Genomic DNA, 24,970 nt, shown 5'->3' on the forward strand with positions numbered 1-24,970 from the left:
TTTCTCCTCAATTTCTCCACGATTATTCACCTACCTGAGGGTAAAGTGAACTCAGCCAAAGCATATTGAATAAACTAAAAAAATTTGCGGCGGACTGACGTTCAGCATCCCGCGCCTCAGGGAAAAGGCTGGCGCATTTCCTTTTCTGACGACTTGCCTGGAGCTTTATTCAATGGCGAATTTTTTTATCGATCGCCCGATCTTCGCCTGGGTGATAGCGATTTTGCTTTGCCTGACCGGCACACTGGCGATTTTTTCCCTTCCCGTTGAGCAATATCCCGATCTTGCTCCCCCCAACGTTCGTATCACGGCTAACTACCCTGGCGCTTCGGCGGAAACGCTGGAAAACACCGTGACCCAGGTTATCGAACAGAACATGACCGGCATCGATAACCTGATGTATATGTCGTCGCAGAGCAGTAATACCGGCCAGGCCACTATCACGCTGACCTTCACCGCCGGGACAAATCCAGACGAGGCGCGCCAGCAGGTGCAAAACCAGCTGCAATCCGCGCTGCGCAAGCTGCCGCAGGACGTGCAGTCTCAGGGGGTCACCGTCACCAAAACCGGGGATACCAATATTCTGATGGTGGCGTTTGTTTCGACCGACGGCAGCATGGGTAAACAGGACATCTCCGACTACGTCGCCAGCAACGTGCAGGACCCACTCAGCCGCATTGACGGCGTGGGGGAAGTGGATGCTTACGGATCGCAGTATGCGATGCGCATCTGGCTTGACCCGAATAAAATGATTAATTACGCCCTCACGACCTCGGATATCGTCACCGCCATCGAGGCGCAGAACAGCCAGGTGGCGGTGGGCCAACTGGGCGGGTTACCTTCCGTCGATAAGCAGGCGCTGAACGCCACCATCAACTCACAGTCGCTGCTGAATACCCCAGAGCAGTTTCGCAATATCACCCTGCGGGTAAATCAGGACGGTTCGGAAGTGAAACTTGGCGACGTGGCGGATATCGCGCTCGGCGCTGAGAAGTATGATTTCCTCAGCCAGTATAACGGCCAGCCCGCCTCCGGGCTGGGCATCAAGCTGGCCTCCGGCGCCAACGAGCTGCAAACCGATGAGCTGGTTCGTGCGCGTATTGACGAGCTTTCCCACTACTTTCCGCACGGGCTGAAGGCCGAAATCGCTTACGAAACCACGCCATTTGTGAAGGCCTCGATCGAGGATGTGGTTAAAACGCTGGTTGAAGCGGTGATGCTGGTGTTTGTGGTGATGTATCTGTTTATGCAGAATTTCCGCGCCACGCTGATCCCGACGATTGCCGTTCCGGTGGTGCTGCTGGGCACCTTCACCATTCTTTCTGCCTTCGGTTTCAGCATCAACACCCTGACGATGTTTGCCATGGTGCTGGCTATTGGACTACTGGTGGACGATGCCATCGTGGTGGTGGAAAACGTCGAGCGAATCATGAGCGAAGAAGGACTTTCGCCCCGCGACGCCACGAGGAAATCGATGGGGCAGATTCAGGGAGCGCTGGTGGGTATTGCGCTGGTACTGTCTGCCGTATTTATCCCTATGGCCTTCTTCGGCGGCACCACTGGCGCAATTTACCGCCAGTTTTCGGTCACTATCGTTTCCGCGATGGTGCTGTCGGTGCTGGTGGCGATGATCCTCACCCCGGCCCTGTGCTCTACGCTGCTTAAGCCGATCCCACAGGGACACCATCATGGGCGCAAAGGCTTCTTTGGCTGGTTTAACCGTATGTTCAACAGCAATGCCGAGCGCTATGAGCGCGGCGTCGGCCGCATTCTGGCAAAAGCCGGGCGCTGGATGCTGCTGTATTTGTTGTTAATCGCCGGGATGGCCTTTCTGTTTCTGCGCCTGCCGACTTCTTTCCTGCCGCTGGAAGATCGCGGCGTGTTTACTACTCAGGTTCAGCTCCCGCCCGGCTCGACGCTGCAGGAAACCAACAAAGTGGTCAACACGGTTGAACAGTACTATTTAACCAAAGAGAAAGATAACGTGCTTTCCGTCTTCTCGACCATCGGCGCGGGACCGGGGGGGAATGGTCAGAATGTGGCGCGTATGTTCGTGCGGCTGAAGGACTGGGGCGATCGTCACGGCGCGGACAATACCTCGTTTGCCATTATCGAGCGCGCGACCAGGGCCTTTAAAAAAATTAAAGAGGGCCGCGTTATTGCCAGTAGCCCGCCAGCCATTACCGGCCTGGGCAACTCTGCCGGATTTGATATGGAGCTGCAGGATCATGCCGGCCAGGGACACGATGCATTAATGAAGGCGCGTGACCTGCTGCTTAGCGCGGCGGAGGGGAATGCCTCGCTGATCCGCGTGCGCCACAATGGTCTGGATGATACGCCGCAGTTGCGGATCAATGTCGATCAGCATAAGGCGCAGGCACTTGGGGTTTCCATTGATGACATCAACAACACGCTGCAAACCGGCTGGGGATCGACCTACGTCAATGACTTCCTCGATCGTGGCCGCGTGAAGAAAGTTTACGTTCAGGCGGCGGCGAAATACCGCATGTTGCCGGATGACATCAGCAAGTGGTACGTGCGCAACAGCAGCGGCGGCATGGTGCCGTTCACCGCCTTCGCCACCACCAGTTGGGAAACCGGATCGCCGCGGCTGGAACGCTACAACGGCTATTCGGCGGTTGAAATTGTTGGGGAATCCGCGCAGGGCGTCAGTACCGGTACCGCTATGGACGTGATGGAAAATCTGGTCAGCAAACTGCCTGGCGGCTTCGGCCTGCAGTGGACCGGCGCGTCCTATCAGGAGCGCATGTCTGGCTCGCAGGCCCCTGCCCTCTACGCCATCTCGCTGCTGGTGGTATTTCTCTGCCTTGCGGCGCTGTATGAGAGCTGGTCGATCCCGTTCTCGGTGATGCTGGTGGTGCCGCTTGGGGTGATCGGCGCGCTGATTGCCACCTGGGTACGCGGGCTGGAAAACGATGTCTACTTCCAGGTTGGGCTACTGACGGTGATTGGCCTGTCGGCGAAAAACGCCATTCTGATCGTCGAATTCGCTAACGAGATCAACAGTAAAGGCCGCGACCTGCTGGAGGCGACGCTGGAGGCGTCAAGGCAGCGCCTGCGCCCCATTCTGATGACCTCGCTGGCCTTTATCTTCGGCGTGCTGCCGATGGCGATTAGCAACGGCGCCGGTTCCAGCAGCCAACATGCGGTGGGGACTGGCGTCATGGGCGGCATGATCTCTGCCACTATTCTGGCGATCTTCTTCGTACCGCTGTTCTTCGTGTTGGTGAGGCGGCGCTTCCCGATCAAAGAGAAACCGGTGAATACGCCGTTGCAATAACAAAAAAGGCAGCCTTGACCGGGCTGCCTTTTTCTCTTCTGGATACGCTTTGCTTAAAGAGAGTGTTATTTACGGGATAACATCGCTTCGATAAAGTCTTTCCAGTTCCCTAGTTCTAAATCAATCATAAATCACCCCCTCTTTTATTGTGGCTCAATTATAAGATTAATCTTAAGGTAAAGGGAACAGTTTTCGTCCAGCGTTCGCTTCTTCAGTTTCGATCAAAACTGTAATTTGTGTGGCAGAGCACACTTCTCTCGCTAAGACAGGCCGGTCACGCCATAGTGTGATTATCGTTTGAAAACCAGAGGGACTTTTATGCATCAAATGCGACTAAGCACCACCTCCGACTCTCCGCGCGTCAACTGGCAGCAACTGGCCGATTTAATCGAACGTGCCGGGCTGAGTCGCCGCGATCCCGAGGTGCTTCAGCGCGCTTATCAGCATTCTCAGTTTGTCTGGTTTGGCTATGTCGACGGCAGGCTGATGGCTACCGCGCACGCGATCAGCGATATGACCTGGGCGTCGTATCTGTCTGACGTGATTGTCGACGAGGCTTATCAGGGAAGGGGTTATGGCGGGCAGCTAATGGCGGCGATCATGGCATCGCTGGCACCCTGCGGGAAGGTGTTTATTTACTCAATGCCGGACAAAATCAGCTTCTACCAGAAGCTGGGATACGCGTCATTAACCACCGGGATGATTTATGCTGAAGGGACGGCGCTACTCAGGTTACAGGAAAAGGGGTTTATCAGCGAGTAGCCCACGGGGGGCTCAGCCCCCCGGACGCGACACATCCACTGTTATTTCAGAACAATCACTTTATCGTATCCGCCGCTTTCACTGTCGATATGCGTTTTGGCGTCAGGGTATTCCGCCAGCACCGCCTCAACGATGTGATTAAACTCATCACAACGGGTTTTTTTCTTCCTGGCGATGACGATCATCGATTGGGTCTCTTCAACCGTATGGGCGGAAGACGCTTTCAAATAGTTCATGTTGTCCCTCCTTACGCTAAGTCTCTGTCTGGGTGATGATATGCCTGGCATCCCTGCTGCCTCGCAGGCGCGTCCGCTGTGGACTAACCGCCTGAACAGTATCGAATATAGTTGAAACCCACAGGAAAAAGAAGGTGATCGAACGCCCTTTTTAGTCAGATTTAGCTGATTATTCCTCTCTTCCTGAAAGAAGGGCTGATTTTAAATAATTTTTTCACAATACATTAAAAATTTGCTACAGTTTTGTACTTATTGCAGATATAAGTTATTTTAAGGAAAATAAATGGAAAGCTTGACGTCATGGATTTTAAACAGCCAGTTAAAAACCATTATTTCTATTATCCTCATTATTCTTTTTATCTATTATATCTATCATCGTGCCGGTTCAGGCTATAGCCTCTTTAGCAGAATCTGGAATCTGATCTCCGGTGAAAAAAACTTCAATCACAGCGATCTTCAATCGCTGGTCCATGACAGAAATGACATCGAAAGATATAACGTTGTTTTCAATGGCAGAGCCACCAGCATTAAACAGATTAAGAAATTCAAAATCTGGTATGAGAAGTATGATATCAGCCTGAAAGAGATTTCAAATGCCAAAGGCTGGTTTGATATCGATCGTTTAAAAATAACGACGCCAACGTGGCCAGTCCATTTATGCATCCTTTCTCTCTCTGTTTCCACGCTTATTCTTACCCTGTTCTTCACCACGTTGGGTGTCCGGAATTCAGCGGCGTTAACGTTTAAAAGCGATAACAGTACCTTCTGGATAGATAGCCACTCCGCAAAGAATATCTTCCCCCATTACCTGCCTTTTACTAAAAACTCGCTCAACTGGGAAATAACCCCTGAACAATGCAGCAAGTTCCCTGAGCCTACCGTCAAGTTCAAATCTGCATCGGGAATGAATGACGAACAGATAAAAATAATCTGCGCTTCATTCACCTCCGCGAAACAGCAACTCTTCATCAAAGAAACTATCAGGAAGCAAAAATATTTGCTGTTCTTCGCCGCTGGACTGTTGCTCTTCCTGATTTTTTTAATCGTTAAACTATCACGAATGCTGTCCAGCTATGACGCAAGAAATATGATCAGAAGAAAAGTTCATGAATATATGACCCAACACTCGCTATAGATTTGCTGATAATCAGCGAGAAAAATGGCTTAGCTGAACACAATTACTGCAGAAAGAAGGAGTTAAGAATTACATGTTCAAAATGTACGGCATCAAAAACTGCGACACCATAAAGAAGGCCCGCAAATATCTGGAAGCGAACGGCGTGGACTGCCAGTTTCATGATTACCGCGCGGACGGTCTCGACAGCGCGACGCTACAGGGTTTTATTGAGGTGCTCGGCTGGGAAGCGCTGCTGAACACGCGCGGCACCACCTGGCGCAAGCTTAGCGAAGAGGCGCGCAGCGCGGTGAATAACGCTGCCGCCGCTCGCGAGCTGATGCTGGAACAGCCAGCAATAATCAAACGCCCGTTGCTCTGCGGCGCAGACGGTTCTATGCTGCTGGGTTTTAGCGAATCCACTTACCAGCAATTTATTTCGGAGAAGTCCTGATTATGTTCTGTCCGGTCATTGAGCTGACGCAGCAGCTTATTCGTCGCCCTTCCCTCAGCCCGGATGATGCCGGTTGTCAGGCTATCATGATCAAACGCCTGCAGGCGCTGGGCTTTACCATTGAGCCGATGAACATTGGCGATACCCTGAACTTCTGGGCCTGGCGCGGACAGGGCGAGACGCTGGCCTTTGCCGGACATACCGACGTAGTGCCAACCGGTGAGGCCAGGCTGTGGACTAATCCGCCGTTTGAACCCACCATTCGCGACGGTATGCTCTATGGTCGCGGCGCGGCGGATATGAAAGGCTCACTGGCAGCGATGATCGTGGCGGCAGAGCGTTTTGTTACCGGTCATCCGCAGCATAAGGGCCGCCTGGCTTTTCTGATCACCTCTGACGAAGAAGCCAACGCGACTAACGGCACGGTGAAAGTGGTTGAAGCGCTGATGGCGCGTAAAGAGCGCATGGATTACTGCCTGGTCGGCGAACCTTCCAGCACCACAATCGTCGGTGACGTGGTGAAAAATGGCCGTCGCGGCTCGATGACCGCCAACCTGACCCTGCATGGGGTTCAGGGCCACGTCGCCTATCCGCATCTGGCCGACAATCCGGTGCATCGCGCCCTGCCCGCGCTGAATGAGCTGGTGGCTACCGAGTGGGACCAGGGCAACGAGTTTTTCCCTCCGACCAGTATGCAGATTGCTAACGTGCAGGCGGGGACGGGCAGCAACAACGTTATCCCTGGCGAGCTCTTTGTGCAGTTTAACTTCCGCTTCAGCACCGAGCTGACCGAAGAGATGATTAAACAGCAGGTGCAGGCGCTGCTGGAGCGCCATCAGCTGCGCTACACGCTGGAATGGAAGGTTTCCGGCCAGCCGTTTCTGACTTCTCGCGGCAGGCTGGTGGATGCGGTGGTAAATGCCGTTGCGCACTATAATGAAATCAAACCGCAGTTGCAGACCACTGGCGGAACCTCTGACGGACGATTTATCGCCCGGATGGGTGCCCAGGTGGTCGAACTGGGTCCGGTGAACGCCACCATTCATAAAATCAATGAGTGTGTCAAAGCCTCGGACCTGCAACTGCTGAGCCGCATGTACCAGCGGATTATGGAACAGCTGATCGCATAAGCGACTAAGGTGAGAAGATGGAATGGCTGAAAGAGTATTGGTGGCTGCTGGTGATCGTACTGATGGTGGGCGTACTGATGAACGTCTACAAAGATCTTAAGCGCATCGATCACAAAAAATCTATCGATAACAAGCCGGATTTGCCGCCGCATCGGGATTTCAACGACAAGTGGGACGATGACGAAGACTGGCCGAAGAAGAAATAACGTTAGCGCAGGGGTGATCTCCCCTGCCTGGTTTTTCCCCGCCGCGCCGCCCTCTCAGGATAATGAGTTGAGATAAGCCTGCCAGCGGCTGCTTCGCGAAGCGTCCAGCGCATTCAGCGCCGTTTGCGCTTCCTGCCGCCAGCTGGACAGCAGTGCCTTTTTACCTGATAAGCCAAACTGCTGGCTCAGCTCCGCGGGCGAAAGCCCCGCGACGATCGCCCCACGTAGCAAAGGTAAGGCTTGCTGGCTGTCGCTGACCAGCCGCCCTAACGCCCCCATGCTGACCTCGAAAGGCCGCTGTCCCCAGGCAAAACCGGCCAGCTCCCGCCAGTCCTCTTCATCAAGGTGCCGATCGCCGACCGGTGCAAGCGCAAGGTTGACTTCAGGAGTCAGGCGCTGTAACCAGGGCCAGTCACGCCGCAGGCGATGCGATCCGCGCCGGGCCAGCGCTTCAGCCTCTTTGCTTAGCGGCAGAATCGCCATCGCCGTATAGCAGCCGCTGCTGGCCTCGCGCTGACTGCCAAAACGCATCAGTTGGAAACCACACTCTTGCCAGAAATGCCACAGCTCCTCCGTGTAGCCAAAACTGACCGAAAGAAAATCCAGCCCCTGCGCAGCGTGCAGGCTTTGCTGCACCATCTGGCGTCCAATCCCCTGACGGCGGCAGTCGGGCGCAATCGCGATGCGGCTAATCCGCCGCGATCGCAGCCGGGCCGCTTCGGGCCAGCCCCCGTGTGCGGCCAGAGACTGCGCGACCAGATTGCCTCTGGGCCGACGATTCCCTGCCCAGACGGCCTCGGCCAGCCCGGCCGACAGCCCGCCTTCATCAACCAGCCACAGCGCGCCCTGTACCGTTTCACCCTGCGAGGCCAGGCTAAAGTGCATCCCCGGCGCATCCATCATTCGCCGGAGATCCAGCGGCGAGGTGCGATAGTGGGCGCTGGTCAGCAGCCGGTACATGGCTGAAAGCTGCTCGGGGGCCGTCAGCCAGGCGGACTGTTCAGGGAAAGCGTAACGTACAGGGCGTCTATCCCGCTGCGGTTCGGCGTCATCAAACAGCAGCGCCTGATTGATAAAATGCTCCAGCGGATCCTGCGCCGACCAGCGCAGCGGCCGATCCAGCCTCAGGAGTGTGACCTGGGGCAGGCTGGCGCAGAACTTGAGCATAAAACCGCGTCCCGTTCCCTCGTAACCTTGCAGCGTCGAGGTCAGCAGCGTGCGGGGATAGAGCTTCACCAGTCGTTTAAGAAGAGGAGCAGGAATAGCCGCCGCTTCATCGACCAGCAGCCAGTCAATGCCCTGAGGGCGCTGTTGCGGGCTGAGCGCCAGCAGCCGGTCAGGCGCGATAAACTCAAACGCTTCTCCGGCGAATTCAGCCAGCACATCCGTCGCCACTTTGGCCGGAGCGGCGATCAGACAGCGTCCCGGCCAGCGAGCGGCCAGCAGCCCAGCCAGCGCGGATTTCCCCCTGCCTCGCGCGGCGATCAGCACCGAGATCCCCGGTTCGCTGTCCAGCAGGCTGTTCAGCACCTGCTGTTGCTGACGGGTATCGTCAGGCCGCCAGGCTGGCTGGCAGGGAAGAGGAGGAAGCGTAAAAGGCTGATGCTGTCGCAGCAGGGCAATCTGCCCGTCCTGTTCGATCAGCCGCTGAAAACGCCGGATAAAATGCGGGGAAGGAATCGGTGAGGCTTGCTCGCTCCAGCGCAGCGAATCGGTATCTGGCAGCGTAGCCCAGCGCGACCACTCAGGCACCAACACAAGCAGCCAGCTACCGGCCTTTAAGGTACCGGAGAGCGCGGCAAGCGCTTCGGCATGAAAACCAGCGCGGGCGTCAAATACCGCGTGGAGGAACTCGCGCCCCAGCAGCGTTCTCGCCGCCTGGGGCGCGCAGTGTAGCGGACTGTGCGGCGCGTCGCCAAGCCACATCCAGTCGCCCGGCAGCCAGGCCATCCACTGCCCGGCCTGACGTTCGCACCATTCCGCATCGCCGCTGATGACCAGAATTTGCCGCAGCCCCTGCTGCCTGAGCGCTTCGGTAAAGTTCAGGGCGGCTTCAATCTCCGCCACGATCAGCCGCTAAACGTATCGCACTGGCCCGGATTACCGCCATCAAACCCTTTTTTAAACCAGCTGTAGCGCTGCTGAGAGGTGCCGTGGGTAAAGCTGTCCGGCACCACTCTGCCCTGCCCGCGCTGCTGAAGACGGTCATCGCCAATCGCTTCTGCGGCGTTGAGCGCCTCCTGCAAATCGCCCGGCTCAAGCACATTTTCCTTCTGCATGTAGTAGCCCCATACGCCGGCAAAGCAGTCGGCCTGAAGCTCCATTTTCACTGAGAGCTGGTTGACCTGAGTCTGGCTTGCCCCCTGCTGCAGCTGGCGAATTTTTTGCTCAATGCCCAGCAGATGCTGCACATGGTGACCGACCTCATGGGCAATAACGTAGCCCTGAGCGAAATCGCCATCCGCTCCAAGTTTGTTTTTCATCTCATCGTAGAAAGAGAGGTCGATATACACCGTGGAGTCTGCCGGGCAGTAGAAAGGCCCCATTACCGACTGACCGGTACCACAGCCGGTGCGCGTGGAACCGCGATACATCACCAGCTTAGGCGGAGTGTAGGTTTTGCCCATTTTCTGGAAAAGCTGCTGCCAGGTATCTTCCGTCGTCGCCAGCATCACCGAGGTGAATTTAGCCGCTTCATCCTGCTGAGGATTGATGCTCTGGCGCTGCTGCGGGGCAGTCTGGGAAACAGATGAAGACTCACCGGTCAGCAGCGGACTGAGGTCGTAGCCATAGTACCCGGCGACCACCACCACAATCAGCAAAATGATGCCGCCTTTGCCCCGTGGGATGCGCATTCCTCCGCTGCCCATTGAGCCTGATTCACTACGGCGATCGTCCACGTTATCGCTTTCACGGCGCCCTTGCCAACGCATAAATTACCTCTCGTTATAAACACTTCGCGACTGATGTCATGATTTTAGTCGTCCATCAACGCTAACACCAGCGTAAAGGGCATAACCAGGCATTTGGCTTAAGGACTGAGAGAAAAAGAGAAAGATTGGGGAGGGAAAACGCTGCGGCAGATTAGCCGCAGCCGCGTAACTTAGTCCAGCTTGACGCCAAGACGGTTAGCCACTTCTTCATAGGCTTCGATCAGGCCGCCCAGGCTCTGGCGGTAACGATCTTTGTCCATTTTTTCCAGCGTGTTTTTATCCCACAGGCGAGCGCCGTCCGGGGAGAACTCGTCGCCCAGCACCACTTCACCCTTGAACAGGCCGAACTCCAGCTTGAAGTCGACAAGGATCAGTCCGGCGTCGGCGAACAGCTTGCTCAGCACCTCGTTGGCCTTGTAGGTCAGTTCGCGCATCCGCGCCAGGTTCTCTTTGTTTACCCAGCCAAAGGTTTCACAGTAGGATTCGTTCACCATCGGATCGTGTTTGGCATCGTCCTTAAGGAACAGGTCAAACAGCGGCGGGTTGAGGATCAGCCCCTCCTCCACGCCAAGACGCTTCACCAGCGAGCCTGCCGCACGGTTACGCACCACGCACTCAACCGGCACCATATCCAGCTTTTTCACCAGCGCTTCGTTATCGGACAGCAGGGCTTCCATCTGGGTTGGGATACCCGCCTCCTGCAGTTTGGTCATAATGAAATAATTAAACTTGTTGTTAATCATTCCTTTGCGATCGAACTGTTCGATACGCTCACCGTCCAGTGCTGACGTATCGTTGCGGAATTCGAGTATCAGCAGATCCGGGTTTTCGGTGCTGTAAACGGTTTTCGCTTTGCCGCGATACAACTCAGCTTGCTTTTGCATCTTGTTTAACTCCAAAAATAAAACGGAAAAAAGTGGGCCCTGACCAGTTTATTCTCTGTGGCGAAAAAATCGAAGCAATCGTTTACGTACAGAGGAATAAAAAAGGCCGGAAGGTTCCGGCCTGAGTGAAGATTTACTTGCTGAGGGCGGCCTGGAACACCGCGACCAGCGCGTCGTTTTGCGACTGGGTCAGCGTGTGGCCTTTAGGATCGAGGAACTGCAGGCTGCTGCGGTTATCCAGATCGCCGACCTGAAGCTTATAATCGCCGTTGGTCAGACCCGGATCTTTCGCACCCAGCTGGTCCCACTCATCGCTGTCGAGCGCCTTGTAGGTCACGCTCAGACTGCCCTGAGAGCGGTTGGTATCGGTCACCTTCATGCCCACGCGTTGCAGTGCCGCTGGCAGACGTTCCCAGACGGTATTGTACGGTGCGCGAAGGATCAGATCCGGCAGGCCGGTATCATCTGCGCCGCTCTGTACATCAATCTGCGTCGAGCTGCGTTTGGCGGCGGCATTCTCGCGAGAAGTTTCATTTTGATCCAGCCCGCTGCTCAGCTCGTTCAGCATCTGCGCGGTATAGCGCTGCTGCTGGACCGGAGAATTGATGACCTTGCCTTCCTGCTGTAGCTCCAGCAGTTTAACCGACAGCGCCTGCTGATAGCCCTGCTGCTGCACGGCGATCTGGTAGCGTCCGCGATACTGATGATCTTCATCAGCCCGGTTCCACTGCACCCAGTCGGTGTTCAGCGTCTGGTTGGCGTCGGTGCGGCTGGCGATGGGGTAATTCTTCGCCTGCACAACGTCAACCACCTGAGGCCACAGTGAGCCGGAGCTGGCGTTTTCCAACAGCAGTACGCCTGAATTACCGGCAAACTGAGTGCGGGTGCCGTTCATCAACGCCAGCGGCTGGGCCGGTGGACGAATGTCCAGCTGCTTGCCGATGGCGCCGGTGCTGCTGGCGGGAGGAATATCAAAGTCGCCATTCTGCAGCGGCATAACCATGCCTGCCGGTGCGTGCAGATCGCTTACGTCAGCCGCTTTCAGATAAGATTCATCGCCGCTGACCTGGCGCTTGTAACGCTGATCGCTGGAACATGCTGCCAGCAGCATCACCAAAGAAAGCCCTACCACTTTTGCTACCGTGGACTTTTGTACTGAATAAGCCATTAAAACTCCCTAAATTTACAGCAGACCTGCGCTTTTCAGTGCCTGCTCAACAACCGGACGACCGGCATCAGTCATCGGCGTCATCGGCAGACGCAGCGTGTCGGTTGCAATTAATCCTAACTGCTTAGCAGCCCATTTAACCGGGACAGGATTAGGCTCAATAAATAGCTTCTGATGCAGGTGCATCAGGCGCTGATTAAGGCGTCGCGCTTCGGCAAAGTTGCCCTGGCTGGCCAGTTTGCACAGCTCCGCCATTTCGCGCGCGGCAACGTTTGCCGTCACAGAGATTACGCCCTGTCCGCCCAGCTGCATGAAGTCGAGGCAGGTGGCATCATCGCCGCTGACCAGGATGAAATCTTCATCAACCAGCTCTTGGATCTGACTAACCCGCGATAAGTTCCCGGTAGCCTCTTTGATTCCGATAATATTTTTTAATTTCGCCAGCCGGCCGACCGTTTCCGGCAGCATATCGCAACCGGTACGCGACGGCACGTTATACAGCATCTGCGGCAAATCGGTGCTTTCCGCAATCGCTTTAAAATGCTGATACAACCCTTCCTGGGTGGGACGGTTATAGTAAGGCGTCACGGTCAGGCAGCCTACCACGCCGCTTTTTTCAAAGCGTTTGGTCAGCGCAATCCCTTCAGCGGTGGCATTGGCGCCGGTTCCGGCAATCACCGGAATGCGGCCGTCCGCCAGCTCCAGCGTCATCATCACCACATCGCCATGTTCTTCATGGCTTAGGGTGGCGGATTCACCGGTGGTCCCTACGGAGACGATTGCCGCGGTTCCGCTGGCAACATGATAATCAATCAGTTTTTTTAAACTCGCCCGGCAGACATGCCCTTTGTCATCCATCGGCGTAACGAGTGCAACAATACTTCCCGTGAACATTTGCCATCCCCTCCACAAACAAGTGCTTCATGGTACGGTTTACGGCACTCTAAAAGCAAGCGGGCAAGCCCTCCAGACCCTTGGCAGCGGGTATTTTTTATGTTTACCTTAGGCTCATCACAATTGCTAATCACCATGACGGACAGGAAGCATCATTTTGCCGCAGTCACAGCAACATCATCTGGTTATCACCGCGCTGGGGGTTGACCGCCCGGGCATAGTTAACACTATCACCCGCCACGTCAGCAGCTGCGGTTGCAATATCGAAGATAGCCGTCTGGCTCTGCTGGGTGAGGAATTCAGCTTTATCATGCTGCTTTCCGGCAGTTGGAACGCGATTACGCTGATTGAATCAACGCTGCCTTTAAAAGGCGCGGAGCTGGAGCTGTTGATAGTAATGAAGCGCACCACCTTCCGTGAACGCCCGCCAATGCCCGCCACGGTCTGGGTTCAGGTGGAGGTGAAAGACTCGCCGCACATTATTGAACGCTTCACCGATCTGTTTGATTCGCATCAGATGAATATTGCCGAGCTGGTCTCACGCACCCAGCCCGCACAAGAAAATCGGCCGCCGTTACTCTATATTCAAATTACCGCCCACAGTCCGGCCAGTCAGGATGCCTCATTTATTGAGCAGGCATTTAACCGACTATGTACAGAATTGCAGGCACAGGGCACTATTAACGTCGTCCAGTATCCACAGCATGATGAAAAAATGGAGAGTAGTGATGAATCCACTGAAAGCCGGTGATACCGCACCGAAATTTAGCTTGCCCGATCAGGATGGCGAACAAGTAAATTTGACCGACTTCCAGGGACAGCGCGTTCTGGTGTATTTCTACCCGAAGGCGATGACGCCTGGCTGCACCGTACAGGCTTGTGGCCTGCGCGACAGCATGGATGAGCTGAAAAGCGCTGGCGTTGATGTCTTAGGCATCAGCACCGACAAGCCGGAAAAACTGTCGCGATTTATTGAGAAGGAGCTGCTGAACTTCACGCTGCTGTCTGATGAAGATCATCAGGTCTGCGAGCAGTTTGGCATCTGGGGAGAAAAGTCGTTTATGGGCAAAACCTATGACGGTATTCACAGAGTCAGCTTCCTGATTGGCACGGATGGCAAGGTCGAGAAGGTCTTTGATGACTTTAAAACCTCCAACCACCACGATATCGTGATGGAATACCTGAAGTCAGCCTGATCGTTCGCTAAGAGACAGTGCCTGTGGCGGAACTCTGCTTCCGCCATTTTTGTTATTCGCCTTCGGCTACTTCAGCTTGTGCTGTTCCAGATTCAGCTCGTCCGGCCAGGCGTGCACCACCGCTTTGACCAGCGTAGCCAGCGGAATAGCAAAGAACACGCCCCAGAAGCCCCACAGTCCGCCAAAAATCACCACCGACAGCATGATCACCAGCGGATGAAGGTTTACCGCTTCGGAGAACAGTACCGGCACCAGAATATTGCCGTCCAGCGCCTGAATAACCAGGTAGACGATGATCATCGTCCAGAAGTCGCTGCCGAGCCCCCACTGCGCCAGGCCCACGCCAACCACCGGGAGGGTCACCGCCAGCGCGCCGACGTAGGGGATCAGCACCGAGAAGCCCACCAGCACCGCCAGCAGCAGCGAGTAGTTCATACCGATGGCGAGGAAGCCAACCCAGCTGGCAATCCCCACCACCACCATCTCCAGCACTTTTCCGCGAATATAGTTGGAGACCTGCTGGTTCATCTCTTGCCACACCTGCCCGGCCAGGCCACGATTACGCGGCAGAACCCGGCTGATGGCCGCCAGCATCTGCTCTTTATCCTTCAGCAGGAAAAAGACCATCAGCGGCACCAGCACCAGATAGATAGCCAGCGTCATAATCCCCATCAGCGAGGCCAGCGAGTATTTCACCAACTGATCGCCCATGCCGCTCAGGCGGCTACGCAGATTTTCCACCACGATATCCACAATCCCCACGTCCATCAGGGTCGGAAAGCGCTCCGGCAGGCGGGTCGCGTACTGATAGAGGTTATTGAGCATAGTGGGCATTTCGTGGGCCAGATTGATCCCCTGCTGCCACGCGACGGGCGCTACCACCAGCACCAATACCAGCAGTAAAGAGGCAAAAATAATCAGCACAATGGTGGTCGCCCAGGTTCGTGAGCAGCCGAGACGCTCCAGGCGTACGGTTGGCCACTCCAGCAGATACGCCACCACCAACGCGACCAGCAGCGGCGCCAGCAGTCCATTAAAGAAAAACAGAATGCAGAACGCGGCGATCAGAATGGCCAGTAGCGCAATCGCCTGCGGATCGCTGAAGCGGCGGCGATACCACTGTATTAAGAGGTCCAGCATGGGAAACGTCCTTGCTTGCGGAGGGGGAAACAGTTTACCTGAAAGGGTGTGGTGCTGTCGCGTTGCTCTCCGGGTAACGCATTCTGCCCGGAGAGCAACGGATTAACCGAGATGACGATGCGGCTGTAGCGATTCGTCGTCGTCCGGCAGGCAGGACACTACGCGATTACGACCGGCGTTTTTCGCCTGATAAAGCGCATCGTCTGCCAGCTTGAAGACCCTGTCCATCGGCATATCGTCGGCCGACCAGAAGGCCACGCCGATCGAAATCGAAATATGGCTGACCACGGGCAGCTCCTGCTGCTCGATTTTCTTCCGCACCCGCTCAGCGATCGCCATCGCCATCTCGCGGTCGGCGCCCGGCAGGATCATCAGAAACTCCTCGCCGCCGTTGCGGCATACCACATCGGTCTGCCGCGAGCTTTTCCTCAGCTCTTGCGCCACGCTTTTGATCACGCTGTCGCCCACGTCGTGGCCCCAGCTATCGTTCACTTGCTTGAAGTGGTCAATATCCAGAGCCAGCACCGCGAAGGGCTGCCGCGTAGCGAGAAAATACTCCAGCACTGCATTCAGACCGCGACGGTTAAGCAGCTCCGTCATCGGATCGGTCTGCACCTCAGACTTCAGGCGGCCGATTTTATCCTGCAACAGACCAATCCCTGCCAGCATGGCACGTTTGATTTGCGCCGCCTCATAATACCAGGAGCGAATGCCTCTGATATCCTTCGAAACGCCCGGCGCATCCATCTGGCTGGCTTTGCGGGCCAGTTGCCACAGCGGTAAAGCGATCAGGCGGGCCAGTATCCAGGCGCACATCAGCGTGAGCAGCGCAAACGGCACCGAATGCTGTAGCACCTTCAGCAGCAAACTGTTCAGCGGCTCAAGAGTGGTCTGGGTAGGCTTCATCGCCACAATCATCCAGCCCGCCGTGGGAACCGTTGCATAGCCTGCCAGCATCGACTCGCCGCTGGCTTTCGGGATCTGCTGATAGCCGTTGCTGTTCTTCTGCCGAACCTCGTCGCCGATCAGCGGTGCGATTTGCTGCCCTACCAGCTTGCCGTTTTGGTGATACAGCACCCGATTATCGCTATCCACCACGTAGAGCGAAGAGCCGTCGCGGTAAAACTGCTCGCCCAGCAGCTCGTTGAGGATGCTGGTCTTCTTCAGATAGATGCTGCCGCCGATATAGCCCAAATAGCTGCCGGTTTTCGACCAGATGGGCCAGGAGACGGAGACGATCAGGTTATTGGCCGCCGAGATGCCCGGCTTGCCAATCAGCGGTTTGCGTTCGGCTAGCGCCTGGCTAGCGGAATTAGAGGTCAGGCGCACCCCTTTCAGCATTAGCGACTCGGGAGAGACCGCTTTGACCCAGCCCTTAGCGTCAACCACCACCACCGAGTTGAAGCTGTTGGTCTGCGTACGCAGGCGTTCAACCTCGCTTTGCAACACCGCATCGTCATCCATGCCGTCGCTCAGTATATTTGCGCTGAACGCCAGCTGAGACTGCGCCAGTTGGAAAAACAGTTCGGTGGTGGAAGCCAGTTTCGTGGCGTAAACGCGGTTAAATTCCAGCGTATTATTGATCAGGACTTCGCGCTGGACTCGCCAGGTGGCGTACAGGGAGTTAGCCAGCGTAATCACAATGCTGGCCACGGCTAAGAGTGTAATAAGCGTGCGTAAGTCCGTCTTGGGGCGAGCCAGCCTCAACATGAACTCACCTCGGTGAGACGTTTCATAGATATAGCGCCTTGTTATTTTATCTGCGCGTTTGATAAGTGCGTTCTATGCCCTGTACAAGCACACGCCAATTGTACACCTCTCGTACGTTTTGGGAATAATTCGACGCGATCTAATCCAATAATTATTTGATTTAATCAATAAGTCCGTTGGCATCATAGAACGGAAAGGGGCCGTCAAACCGGTCCACCACGCACTGATGGGTGATGACACCCTGATCCGGCGTCCAGCGGTGCAGTAAAAAACCGGCAGGCTCCAGGCAGAATTGTGCCGGCCCGTCAGGACGCAGGTCAAAAGCGACCTGATGCGACGCGCCCGGCGCGCTGCAGGCCACGGTTCCCGCAAAGGCAACCTGCATACTGCGATGAACATGACCGCAAAGCACCCTTTCAACCTGATGATGGCGAGCGAGCACCTCGGCCAGTCGCTGCGGGTTATCCAGACGCTGACGGTCCATATGCTCAATGCCGCTGATAAAAGGAGGATGGTGAAGCATCACCAGCGTCGGGCGCGAAGGTTGCTCTTCCAGCCGGTTAGCCAGCCAGCTCAGGCGCTGTTCACAAAGTTCGCCCCGCGATTGCTGAGGCACGGTGGAATCCAATGCCAGCAGGCGCAGCGGACCGCACTCCCCTTGCCATTGAATAAACTCAGGGTGCTGGTAAAGATAGGGCTGGTCGGCGAAAACGCGGCGTAAGCTCTGGCGATCGTCATGGTTGCCCGCCATTAACCAGAATGGCAGCGTCAGACTCTTGAGCGCCTCTTTTAATGTCTGGTACTCTTCTTCGCGGCCAAAATCCACCAGATCGCCGGTAATCACCACCGCGTCCGGGCGGGGGTCCAGCGAATTTAGCCTGGCGATCATCTTATGCAGCGCGCCAAGCGTATCCACCTTACGATAGGATAACTTTCCCTGAGCCTTAATATGTAAATCACTGATTTGGGCAATTAAAACGGCTTGCTGAGTCACAACGCGGATCTCCTTATAGCAATATTCAAAATGTCATCGTCACGTCGTCAGCGACGATCACGCCAACCTGCTGGCCGGTATGCCAGCGCTCGCGAGCGGAACGCTCGACCTGAATCGGCTTATCGCTGCCGATATCAATAAATAGCCGCTGGCTAGCCCCGAGGAACAACTGCTCGACGATACGTCCGCTGTACTGCCCCTTGTCCGGTTCGTCCAGACGAATATCTTCCGGGCGGCAGTAGCGCGCCGGTGAAGTCGGGCCAGCAGGCCGAATACAGTTGATGGCGCCCACAAAGTCCGCCACAAAACGGGTCGCGGGATGCTGATAGATCGCGCGCGGGGTGTCGATCTGCGCAATGCGCCCCCGTTCCAGCACCGCAATCCGGTCGCCCAGCGCCATCGCTTCCTGCTGGTCATGGGTGACATACACGGCGGTGGTCTTTAGCCTGCGCAGCAGGTGCCCGATATCTTCACGCAGCCGCTCCCGCAGCTTGACATCCAGCGCCGCAAGCGGCTCATCAAACAGCAGCACTTTGGGGCGGGCGGCCAGCGCGCGGGCCAGCGAAACGCGCTGCTTTTGCCCTCCAGACAGCGCCTGTACCGGACGGTGCGCAAAGGGCAGCAGATCGACCATCGCCAGCAGCTCATCGACCCTTTCCCGCCGCTCGTGCTTCGCCATGCCCTGAATACGCAATCCGTAGCCGACGTTGTCCGCCACGTTCATATTCGGGAACAGCGCATAGTTTTGAAACACCATGCCGACGTTGCGCTTTTCAATCGGCAAGGCCGTGACGTTACGGTCGCCGAACCACACTTCGCCGCCGTCATCCGGCGCTTCCAGGCCGCTGATAATACGCAGAGTGGTGGTTTTCCCACAGCCCGACGGCCCCAGCAGCACCAGCGTTTCGCCAGCCACAATATCCAGGTCCAGCGGATGCAGCGCCAGCGAATCACCGGCAAAGGTACGTGAGCAGCGGCGTAAATGAATACTCAGGGAGTCTGCCATCAGACTGTCTCCTTATCAGATAAAGCCCGCGCCCGGCGCTGGGCAAACTGGGTCAGCCAGCTGAGCGTCAGCAGCAGCGGCAGGATCATCGCCAGGAAAATCAGCGTATAGGCTGAGCCAACCTCCAGCCGCATTGAGGCGTAGCTGTCTGCCAACCCGACCGGCAGGGTTTTGGTCAGCGGGGTATGCAGCATCCAGGTAATATTGAATTCGCCAATCGACAGCGTCAGTACCATAAAAGCCCCGGCCAGAATGCCGTTGCGGCAGTTGGGCACGATGATGGTAAAAAAACGCCGCCAGAATCCGGCCCCGAGGCTGGCCGCCGCCTCTTCAAGCTGAAGCAGCTGGCCGGCGCGCATCACCGCCAGCACCGGGCGAATCATAAACGGCAGCGTGAACAGCACATGGCCGATCAGAATAAACAGCCAGCTGCCGCGCAGCGCGTGGAAGCCGCCATAAATTAAAATCAGTCCAAGCGCGGTAGCCAGCCCCGGCAGCGCTACCGGCAGCAGCAGGCACTCTTCGATCCGGCTGGCCCAGCGTGCCGGAGCTTTCAGCAGCCCCCAGGCGGCGGGGACGCCCAGCACCAGTACGCAGCCCAGACAGCTTATCGCGATCAGCAGCGACAGCCAGAGCGTGTCCGAATACATCTGCCATACCTGCGCGACCCAGCGCAGCGTCAGGCCGCTTTTCAACCCAATAAAAGTGTTTTCAGTGATGCCAGCCAGTAAAGACACCAGCACCGGCACCACCATAAACAGGCTGAGGCCGAGGGTAAAAAGTAGCTGAAGCCAAAACAGTCCCGAACGTTTCATCACGCCATCCCCCGATGTTCACCGGCCAGCCAGCGCGCCAGTATCAGGGCCAGCCAGGCGACGCCGCCCATCGCTACCGACAGCGCGGCCGCCGTGGCAAAATTCGCGTAGTTGGTGAATTCACCGTAAATTGTCAACGGCAGAACCTTCAGGTGGGTACCCAGGGTAAAAGCAGTGCCAAACGCGCCCATGCTGGTGGCAAAACAAATCGCGCCGCTGGAAAATAGCGCGGGGGCCATACCCGGCACCATCACATCCCACACCACTCGCCACTGGCTGGCCCCGAGCGAACGAGCCGCCTCTTCCAGGGAGCGATCGAGCTTTTCGCAGGCGGCGACCAGCGTCATCACCACGCGCGGAATGGAGAAATAGAGGTAGCCGACAAACAGCCCGGTCAGGGAATAGGCAAACATCCAGCGCTCGCCAAAGAGCGCGAGGCTGAGTTGCGCGATTGGCCCCTGACGCCCCGCCATCATCACCACCAGAAAGCCCACCACCACGCCCGGAAAAGCCAGAGGAAAGGTCAGCACGGCCAGCAGCAGCGACCGCCCGGCGAAGTGATGGCGAGCAAGAAAACAGCCGGCGACGGCCGAAATGGCCACCGCCAGCAGGGACACCAGCAAAGAGAGCAGCACCGTCACGCCCAGGCTGCTCAAATATTGCTGCTGAGTAAGAATGGTCCACCAGGCATTTACGCCGCTGCTATTATCCGGCTGGGTGCCCATCACAATCAGCGTGGCAAACGGCAGCAGCCAGAAGGCGGCGAAAAATACCAGCGCCGGGACCAGCATCCACTGAATCCTCCGTTGGCGAAACCGCGAGGCGTAGCGCTGCGCTGAAAAGGAGCGCGAGCCGTTGCTGACAGACGACACCGACATTACTGAATCTCACTCATATAGCGAGCGGAGAAGGCTTTCTGCGCATCAGCCATCTGCTGGTAGTCCACGGTTTTAGCCCGCGCGTAGTCGCTGTCCGGCAGGAAGCGCTTTTTCGCTTCGGCCGACATGGCTTCAGGACGGACGGGACGAAGATATGCACTGGCCCAGATCGCCTGCCCTTTGTCGGAAAGGACGTAATCAATCACCTTTTTGCCGTTGTCTTCATGCGGGGCGTTTTTCACCAGGCTGATAACGTAAGGTACGGTAATCGTCCCCTCTTTAGGGATAACGAACGCCACGTTGGCATGGTCAGTATATTTCGCGCGGTAGGCGTTGAAGTCGTAGTCCAGAAGGATCGGGATTTCACCCGACAGCACGCGGGCATAGGCGGTTTGTTTTGGCACAATAGGCTTGTTGGCCGCCAGTTTTTTAAAATAGGCCAGACCCGGAGTGAAATCCTGTAGAGTGCCTCCCATCGCCAGGTTCGCCGCCACCGCGCCAACGTAGCCGACAAAAGCGCTGGAAGGGTCAAGGAAGCCGATCATGCCTTTATATTCAGGCTTCAGCAGATCGTTCCATGATTGGGGAACCGGCAGGCCGCCCAGCGCATCCACGTTGACCATAAAGCCCATGGTGCCAGAGTGCAGCGCAATCCATTTACCGTCGGGATCTTTCATTCCGTCAGGAATTTCGTCCCACGCTTTCGGCTTATAGGCCTCCACCACGCCAGATTTAGCGGCCTGAATACCAAAGGTCACGCCCAGATAGGCCACGTCGGCAACAGGGTTGGCTTTTTCGGCCACCATCTGCGCCAGCGCCTGACCGGAGTTTTTATTATCCTGCGGCACGTTAATGCCGGTATCTGCGGCAATCGCCTTTAGCTGCGTGCCCCAATCCGCCCATTCAGGCGGGCAGTTATAACAGATGGCATCGGCTGCCGACGCCAGCTGGCTGACAAACGCGCTTCCCGCCAGTAATGCGATGGCGGCAATTTTGCTGAATTGTTTTCGCTTTAACATAATTTTTCCCGGATGTTGGTGTAACAAAGGTTATGGCAAAGTCAGAACGGGAGGCGGCGCGACGCTTTCCCCCAGACGCAGGCGCACCGGCAGCGGCGGCAGGGGTTCCGGCGTCTGTCCGGCGATTAAAGCCAGCAGATGCGCGATCGCCTGCGTTCCCATGTTTTGTAAAGGTTGCACGAGTGAAGTCAGCGACGGATAAACCAGCCGCCCAAGATCGATACCGTCGAAGCCAATAATGGAAATTTGCTGAGGAACCCGGTATCCCGCCCGCAGCAGCTCGCCCATCACGCTGATAGCGAGCAAGTCATTAGTGCAGAGCAGTGCAGTCATCCTCCGTTCGCTGCCAAGAGCGGGCTGAAGCGTTTGCAAGTCGGATTGGGTATGGCTGGGCATTTCCAGCACGGCTGCCGGGACAAGACCCGCCGCCGTCATGGCATCGCAATAGCCCTGATAGCGCTGAAGCGCGCGGTCGGATTGCAGGATCGGTCCGGCAATCATGCCGATATGACGGTGCCCAAGGGAGAGCAGATGATTGGTAGCCTGACGAACCGCCTGCCGGTTATCAACGCAGACGGCAGGCAAGGCGATTTTTTGCGGTGCGTTATGCACCAGCACCACCGGCACTACTTCCTGCTGGAGGCTGGCAAGCACTTCGCTACTGTCGGCATCCGCTACGGTCAGTACCATGCCGTCAACGCGCTGGCGCAACATGTTCTCAACGATGTCGGCTTCTCGCTGAGTCTGATAGTCGCTGGTCGCAATCAGCAGCGCGTAGCCCCGCTGCTGAGCGGCAATTTCCATCGCCTGGAGCTGCCCGGCAAACACGGGATTACGCAACGAGGGCAACAGCACGCCCAGCGTGCGGGAGGATTGGCTGCGCAACTGACGGGCAATATGGTTTGGCCGAAAGCCAAGCTGCTCCGAGGCGGCAAAGACTTTGCGCCTGGTCTCTTCGCGAACCTGTTCTGGCGAAGCAAAAGCTCTTGCCGCCGTAGCCCGCGATACGCCAGCCAGTTTCGCCACGCCCAGTAAATCTGTCATTCGCTCACCTTTTCACCATGAGATCGATCTCATCGCTGGCAAGGTAGCAACGATTTATGACAGTAAAATGATCGCTGGGCGGCGTCAGCAGAGCTGGGATGGACAGCGGGTTACATTGGCATCAGGGTATAGCCGCGGTGCTCAAGCGTAGTAATGGTGGTGAGATTAGAAAGCGCATGGGTAACCTTTTCGTCAACCCAGTCGAACGGATAGCGATGCCCTGCCACGGCCTGATCGCAAACGGATACCACTACGCCCGCCTCGCGAAGCCTGGCAATCAGGGGCAGATTGGGATTATCCACGCCAAACTCTTGATGATAATGCTCGTTGTCCAGCACCACTGGCGTGGCGGAACCGGCAATCGCCACGACGAACTTCAGATTTTCCAACGGCACGCCGGAGGCGACGTACAAATTGACCGTGCGAGCCACTTTCTCCAGCTCGGCATTAACTACCGCTTTCGGTTGGTCGCCGTTCTGAACCTGAAATACAACGCTGTAGTGTTCATCACTCTGCGGGCGAAAGGCCGTCTCTGGTCGGTTATGAATCTTGCCATAGCCAGCAATGGTTGGCGTTTGCCAAAACCCTTCAGGCTGGGCTGGCTTAACGTCAAACCGCCCGCTAACTTTGCTGAGGATAACTGGCGCTTTGATGGCGGCAACGGTAGCCAGTGAGGCTATAACCGCAACGGCGGTAATTTTTAACGTCTGACGCATGGGTATTCTCCGGTTTATGCGGGCAAAAGCCCGCACTCCACAGGGACAGAAGAATTACATCGAGAGGAAGGCGTAGCCCTGGTTTTCCAGGGTGGATACGGTGGTTGGACTGGACAGGGCGTGGGTCACCGATTTATCAATCCAGTCATGCTGGAAATGATGGAAGGCCACCGACTGGTCGCAGACCGAGACGTCCACGCCTTTTTCCCGCAGCTGACTAATCAGCTTGAGGTTAGGATTGTCCATCCCAAACATTTTTTTATAGTGCTCATTGTTCAGCATCGCTGGCGTGCCGTCGCCGGTAACCGACACGACAAACTTGAGTTGGTTGGCCGGTACGCCGGAAGCCACATAAAGATTGACGACGCGAGCAACGCGCTGCAGACCGAGGTTAGGATCTTTGGGTCTATTTTCTGCTTTGGTGATCTGGAAGACGATTTTATTGCTGTCGCTAACCGCCGGTTTATAAGCCACATCGGCTTCATAATGTATTTCACCGTATCCCTTAATAGCGGGCGTAGACCAGAAGCCTGCCGGATCGGCGGGTGGACTACTCAAATGCTGGCTAATTTTATCGACAATATCGGGCGCGTTAGAAAAACTGGCCCCCACAAAACCCGCTACAACAGCGATAATTATATAGGATACTACCGGACGCATAGGATGCTCTCCGCAACAGGATTAGGAGTCAGACGGCTCATGGAAAAACGAGATAATTATCGCCGGTCAGGGCGACCAGTGGATCTATACCATAGGTTGGACGGAATGTTTCCTGGCGAAAAGGACATAATCTCGCAATTGATTTAGCAGTAAAATCATTAACATAATACAATATTCAGTAAAACTGGAAAGTTACCTGATAAGCGGCAAAAACCGTCAGTCCAGCCACGCTGGTCAGCATTTATTTAAATGCCTGTAATTAATTACTTTTAAAATAATAAGCTGCAAAATAGAATTTATTTATAAGTGGATCTGAATCAGATAAGAATAAAAAAATGACTGGATCTGAACCTGCCGTACTTTATTTTTTAACCACCAGTTTCCCTCATATTTCCGCCTCCCCCTTCCCGTCACCGCGCCGTCTTTTTAGGAGTAAACCTAATCAATTTTCATGCCACCATCAGTTTAGTTGAATAAATTTACCAAACTTTAAGAAAGCAGCAGCGTTTGCCCATCACACAAACAGCAGGCTATGCTGAATCTGTGCGCAGAATAAATATTTATCAGCTATAACGGGGCTTGTGCTGGCAGACAGTCTTATCGCGGCGAATTCCCAACGCGGCCAGCATGTTCAATTTTTTTAAGGCTATTGGCGGTATTTTACTGAAAATCCTTCAGTAATCAGCGCCAGCCACCGTTTCCTTCTGCAT

General features: G+C 55.8%; 25 protein-coding genes. 8 read left to right on the forward strand and 17 right to left on the reverse strand.

What is annotated here, in order from left to right:
• Positions 1-172: 172 nt before the first annotated feature.
• Entirely contained in the window at positions 173-3,301 is a 3,129-nt protein-coding gene (gene acrD, locus NG99_RS13635) for a multidrug efflux RND transporter permease AcrD (protein ID WP_034893727.1), read from the forward strand.
• Between the two features lie 65 nt (positions 3,302-3,366).
• Here acrD and ypfM read toward each other — a convergent pair whose 3' ends face one another.
• On the reverse strand, positions 3,367-3,429 hold the full coding sequence (gene ypfM, locus NG99_RS30210) for a protein YpfM (RefSeq protein ID WP_157032631.1): 63 nt from the start codon (positions 3,427-3,429) through the stop codon (positions 3,367-3,369).
• A gap of 199 nt (positions 3,430-3,628) precedes the next feature.
• Here ypfM and NG99_RS13640 point away from each other — a divergent pair, with 199 nt between their 5' ends.
• Entirely contained in the window at positions 3,629-4,063 is a 435-nt protein-coding gene (locus NG99_RS13640) for a GNAT family N-acetyltransferase (RefSeq protein ID WP_034894064.1), read from the forward strand.
• A 41-nt stretch (positions 4,064-4,104) separates the two neighbouring features.
• Here the strand turns inward: NG99_RS13640 and NG99_RS13645 are convergent, their stop codons facing one another.
• Positions 4,105-4,299 (reverse strand): hypothetical protein, encoded by a 195-nt coding sequence (locus tag NG99_RS13645; RefSeq protein ID WP_034893730.1) that lies wholly within the window; start codon positions 4,297-4,299, stop codon positions 4,105-4,107.
• Between the two features lie 283 nt (positions 4,300-4,582).
• Between NG99_RS13645 and NG99_RS13650 the strand changes: the two genes are divergently transcribed.
• The 4 genes from NG99_RS13650 (at position 4,583) to NG99_RS13665 (ending at position 7,203) form a co-directional block, all read left to right on the forward strand.
• Positions 4,583-5,434, forward strand: coding sequence for a DUF6216 family protein (locus NG99_RS13650; protein ID WP_034893733.1), 852 nt, complete (start codon positions 4,583-4,585; stop codon positions 5,432-5,434).
• Between the two features lie 73 nt (positions 5,435-5,507).
• On the forward strand, positions 5,508-5,867 hold the full coding sequence (locus tag NG99_RS13655; RefSeq protein ID WP_034893736.1) for an ArsC family reductase: 360 nt from the start codon (positions 5,508-5,510) through the stop codon (positions 5,865-5,867).
• A 2-nt stretch (positions 5,868-5,869) separates the two neighbouring features.
• On the forward strand, positions 5,870-6,997 hold the full coding sequence (gene dapE, locus NG99_RS13660) for a succinyl-diaminopimelate desuccinylase (RefSeq protein WP_034893739.1): 1,128 nt from the start codon (positions 5,870-5,872) through the stop codon (positions 6,995-6,997).
• 17 nt (positions 6,998-7,014) lie between these two features.
• On the forward strand, positions 7,015-7,203 hold the full coding sequence (locus NG99_RS13665; protein ID WP_034893743.1) for a YpfN family protein: 189 nt from the start codon (positions 7,015-7,017) through the stop codon (positions 7,201-7,203).
• Positions 7,204-7,257: 54 nt separating this feature from the next.
• On the opposite strand, the gene NG99_RS13670 is transcribed toward NG99_RS13665, so the two are convergent.
• The 5 genes from NG99_RS13670 to dapA form a co-directional block, all read right to left on the reverse strand.
• Complete coding sequence (locus NG99_RS13670) at positions 7,258-9,261, reverse strand: tRNA(Met) cytidine acetyltransferase TmcA (protein WP_034894067.1); 2,004 nt, start codon at positions 9,259-9,261, stop codon at positions 7,258-7,260.
• A gap of 11 nt (positions 9,262-9,272) precedes the next feature.
• A complete protein-coding gene (ypfJ, locus tag NG99_RS13675) occupies positions 9,273-10,136 on the reverse strand; it encodes a KPN_02809 family neutral zinc metallopeptidase (RefSeq protein ID WP_034893746.1) in 864 nt (287 codons plus the stop codon).
• Between the two features lie 170 nt (positions 10,137-10,306).
• Positions 10,307-11,020 carry a phosphoribosylaminoimidazolesuccinocarboxamide synthase gene (gene purC / locus NG99_RS13680; RefSeq protein WP_034893749.1) on the reverse strand — a complete coding sequence of 238 codons (714 nt, stop codon included), beginning with the start codon at positions 11,018-11,020 and terminating at the stop codon, positions 10,307-10,309.
• Between the two features lie 133 nt (positions 11,021-11,153).
• Positions 11,154-12,188 carry an outer membrane protein assembly factor BamC gene (bamC, locus tag NG99_RS13685; RefSeq protein WP_034893751.1) on the reverse strand — a complete coding sequence of 345 codons (1,035 nt, stop codon included), beginning with the start codon at positions 12,186-12,188 and terminating at the stop codon, positions 11,154-11,156.
• Positions 12,189-12,203: 15 nt separating this feature from the next.
• The gene (gene dapA / locus NG99_RS13690; protein WP_034893754.1) at positions 12,204-13,082 is read right to left on the reverse strand and encodes a 4-hydroxy-tetrahydrodipicolinate synthase; all 879 of its coding nucleotides are present in this window, start codon (positions 13,080-13,082) and stop codon (positions 12,204-12,206) included.
• A 157-nt stretch (positions 13,083-13,239) separates the two neighbouring features.
• Between dapA and NG99_RS13695 the strand changes: the two genes are divergently transcribed.
• Positions 13,240-13,833 carry a glycine cleavage system transcriptional repressor gene (locus tag NG99_RS13695; RefSeq protein WP_034893757.1) on the forward strand — a complete coding sequence of 198 codons (594 nt, stop codon included), beginning with the start codon at positions 13,240-13,242 and terminating at the stop codon, positions 13,831-13,833.
• Positions 13,811-14,278 carry a thioredoxin-dependent thiol peroxidase gene (bcp, locus tag NG99_RS13700; protein ID WP_034893760.1) on the forward strand — a complete coding sequence of 156 codons (468 nt, stop codon included), beginning with the start codon at positions 13,811-13,813 and terminating at the stop codon, positions 14,276-14,278. Before NG99_RS13695 ends, bcp begins: the two co-directional genes overlap by 23 nt.
• Before the next feature lie 66 nt (positions 14,279-14,344).
• On the opposite strand, the gene NG99_RS13705 is transcribed toward bcp, so the two are convergent.
• The 10 genes from NG99_RS13705 to NG99_RS13750 all read right to left on the reverse strand — a co-directional run bounded on the left by NG99_RS13705 (position 14,345) and on the right by NG99_RS13750 (position 24,260).
• Positions 14,345-15,418 (reverse strand): AI-2E family transporter, encoded by a 1,074-nt coding sequence (locus NG99_RS13705; protein WP_034893763.1) that lies wholly within the window; start codon positions 15,416-15,418, stop codon positions 14,345-14,347.
• Between the two features lie 102 nt (positions 15,419-15,520).
• Positions 15,521-17,128 carry a sensor domain-containing diguanylate cyclase gene (locus NG99_RS13710; protein ID WP_034893766.1) on the reverse strand — a complete coding sequence of 536 codons (1,608 nt, stop codon included), beginning with the start codon at positions 17,126-17,128 and terminating at the stop codon, positions 15,521-15,523.
• A 160-nt stretch (positions 17,129-17,288) separates the two neighbouring features.
• Positions 17,289-18,122, reverse strand: coding sequence for a phosphodiesterase (locus NG99_RS13715; protein ID WP_034893768.1), 834 nt, complete (start codon positions 18,120-18,122; stop codon positions 17,289-17,291).
• A 25-nt stretch (positions 18,123-18,147) separates the two neighbouring features.
• Positions 18,148-19,128 carry an ABC transporter ATP-binding protein gene (locus NG99_RS13720; protein WP_034893770.1) on the reverse strand — a complete coding sequence of 327 codons (981 nt, stop codon included), beginning with the start codon at positions 19,126-19,128 and terminating at the stop codon, positions 18,148-18,150.
• A complete protein-coding gene (locus tag NG99_RS13725) occupies positions 19,128-19,943 on the reverse strand; it encodes an ABC transporter permease (RefSeq protein ID WP_034893773.1) in 816 nt (271 codons plus the stop codon). The genes NG99_RS13720 and NG99_RS13725 overlap by 1 nt, the downstream gene beginning before the upstream one ends.
• Positions 19,943-20,821: an ABC transporter permease gene (locus NG99_RS13730; RefSeq protein ID WP_034893776.1), complete on the reverse strand. Its 879-nt coding sequence runs from the start codon at positions 20,819-20,821 to the stop codon at positions 19,943-19,945. Before NG99_RS13730 ends, NG99_RS13725 begins: the two co-directional genes overlap by 1 nt.
• Positions 20,821-21,840 carry an ABC transporter substrate-binding protein gene (locus NG99_RS13735; protein ID WP_034893779.1) on the reverse strand — a complete coding sequence of 340 codons (1,020 nt, stop codon included), beginning with the start codon at positions 21,838-21,840 and terminating at the stop codon, positions 20,821-20,823. The genes NG99_RS13730 and NG99_RS13735 overlap by 1 nt, the downstream gene beginning before the upstream one ends.
• Before the next feature lie 30 nt (positions 21,841-21,870).
• The gene (locus NG99_RS13740; protein ID WP_034893782.1) at positions 21,871-22,884 is read right to left on the reverse strand and encodes a LacI family DNA-binding transcriptional regulator; all 1,014 of its coding nucleotides are present in this window, start codon (positions 22,882-22,884) and stop codon (positions 21,871-21,873) included.
• A 110-nt stretch (positions 22,885-22,994) separates the two neighbouring features.
• The gene (locus NG99_RS13745; RefSeq protein ID WP_034893785.1) at positions 22,995-23,600 is read right to left on the reverse strand and encodes a DsrE family protein; all 606 of its coding nucleotides are present in this window, start codon (positions 23,598-23,600) and stop codon (positions 22,995-22,997) included.
• A gap of 54 nt (positions 23,601-23,654) precedes the next feature.
• Positions 23,655-24,260, reverse strand: coding sequence for a DsrE family protein (locus tag NG99_RS13750; protein ID WP_034893788.1), 606 nt, complete (start codon positions 24,258-24,260; stop codon positions 23,655-23,657).
• Positions 24,261-24,970 lie beyond the last annotated feature (710 nt).

This window comes from Erwinia typographi (genome assembly GCF_000773975.1).
GTDB classification, from domain to species: Bacteria; Pseudomonadota; Gammaproteobacteria; order Enterobacterales; family Enterobacteriaceae; genus Erwinia; species Erwinia typographi.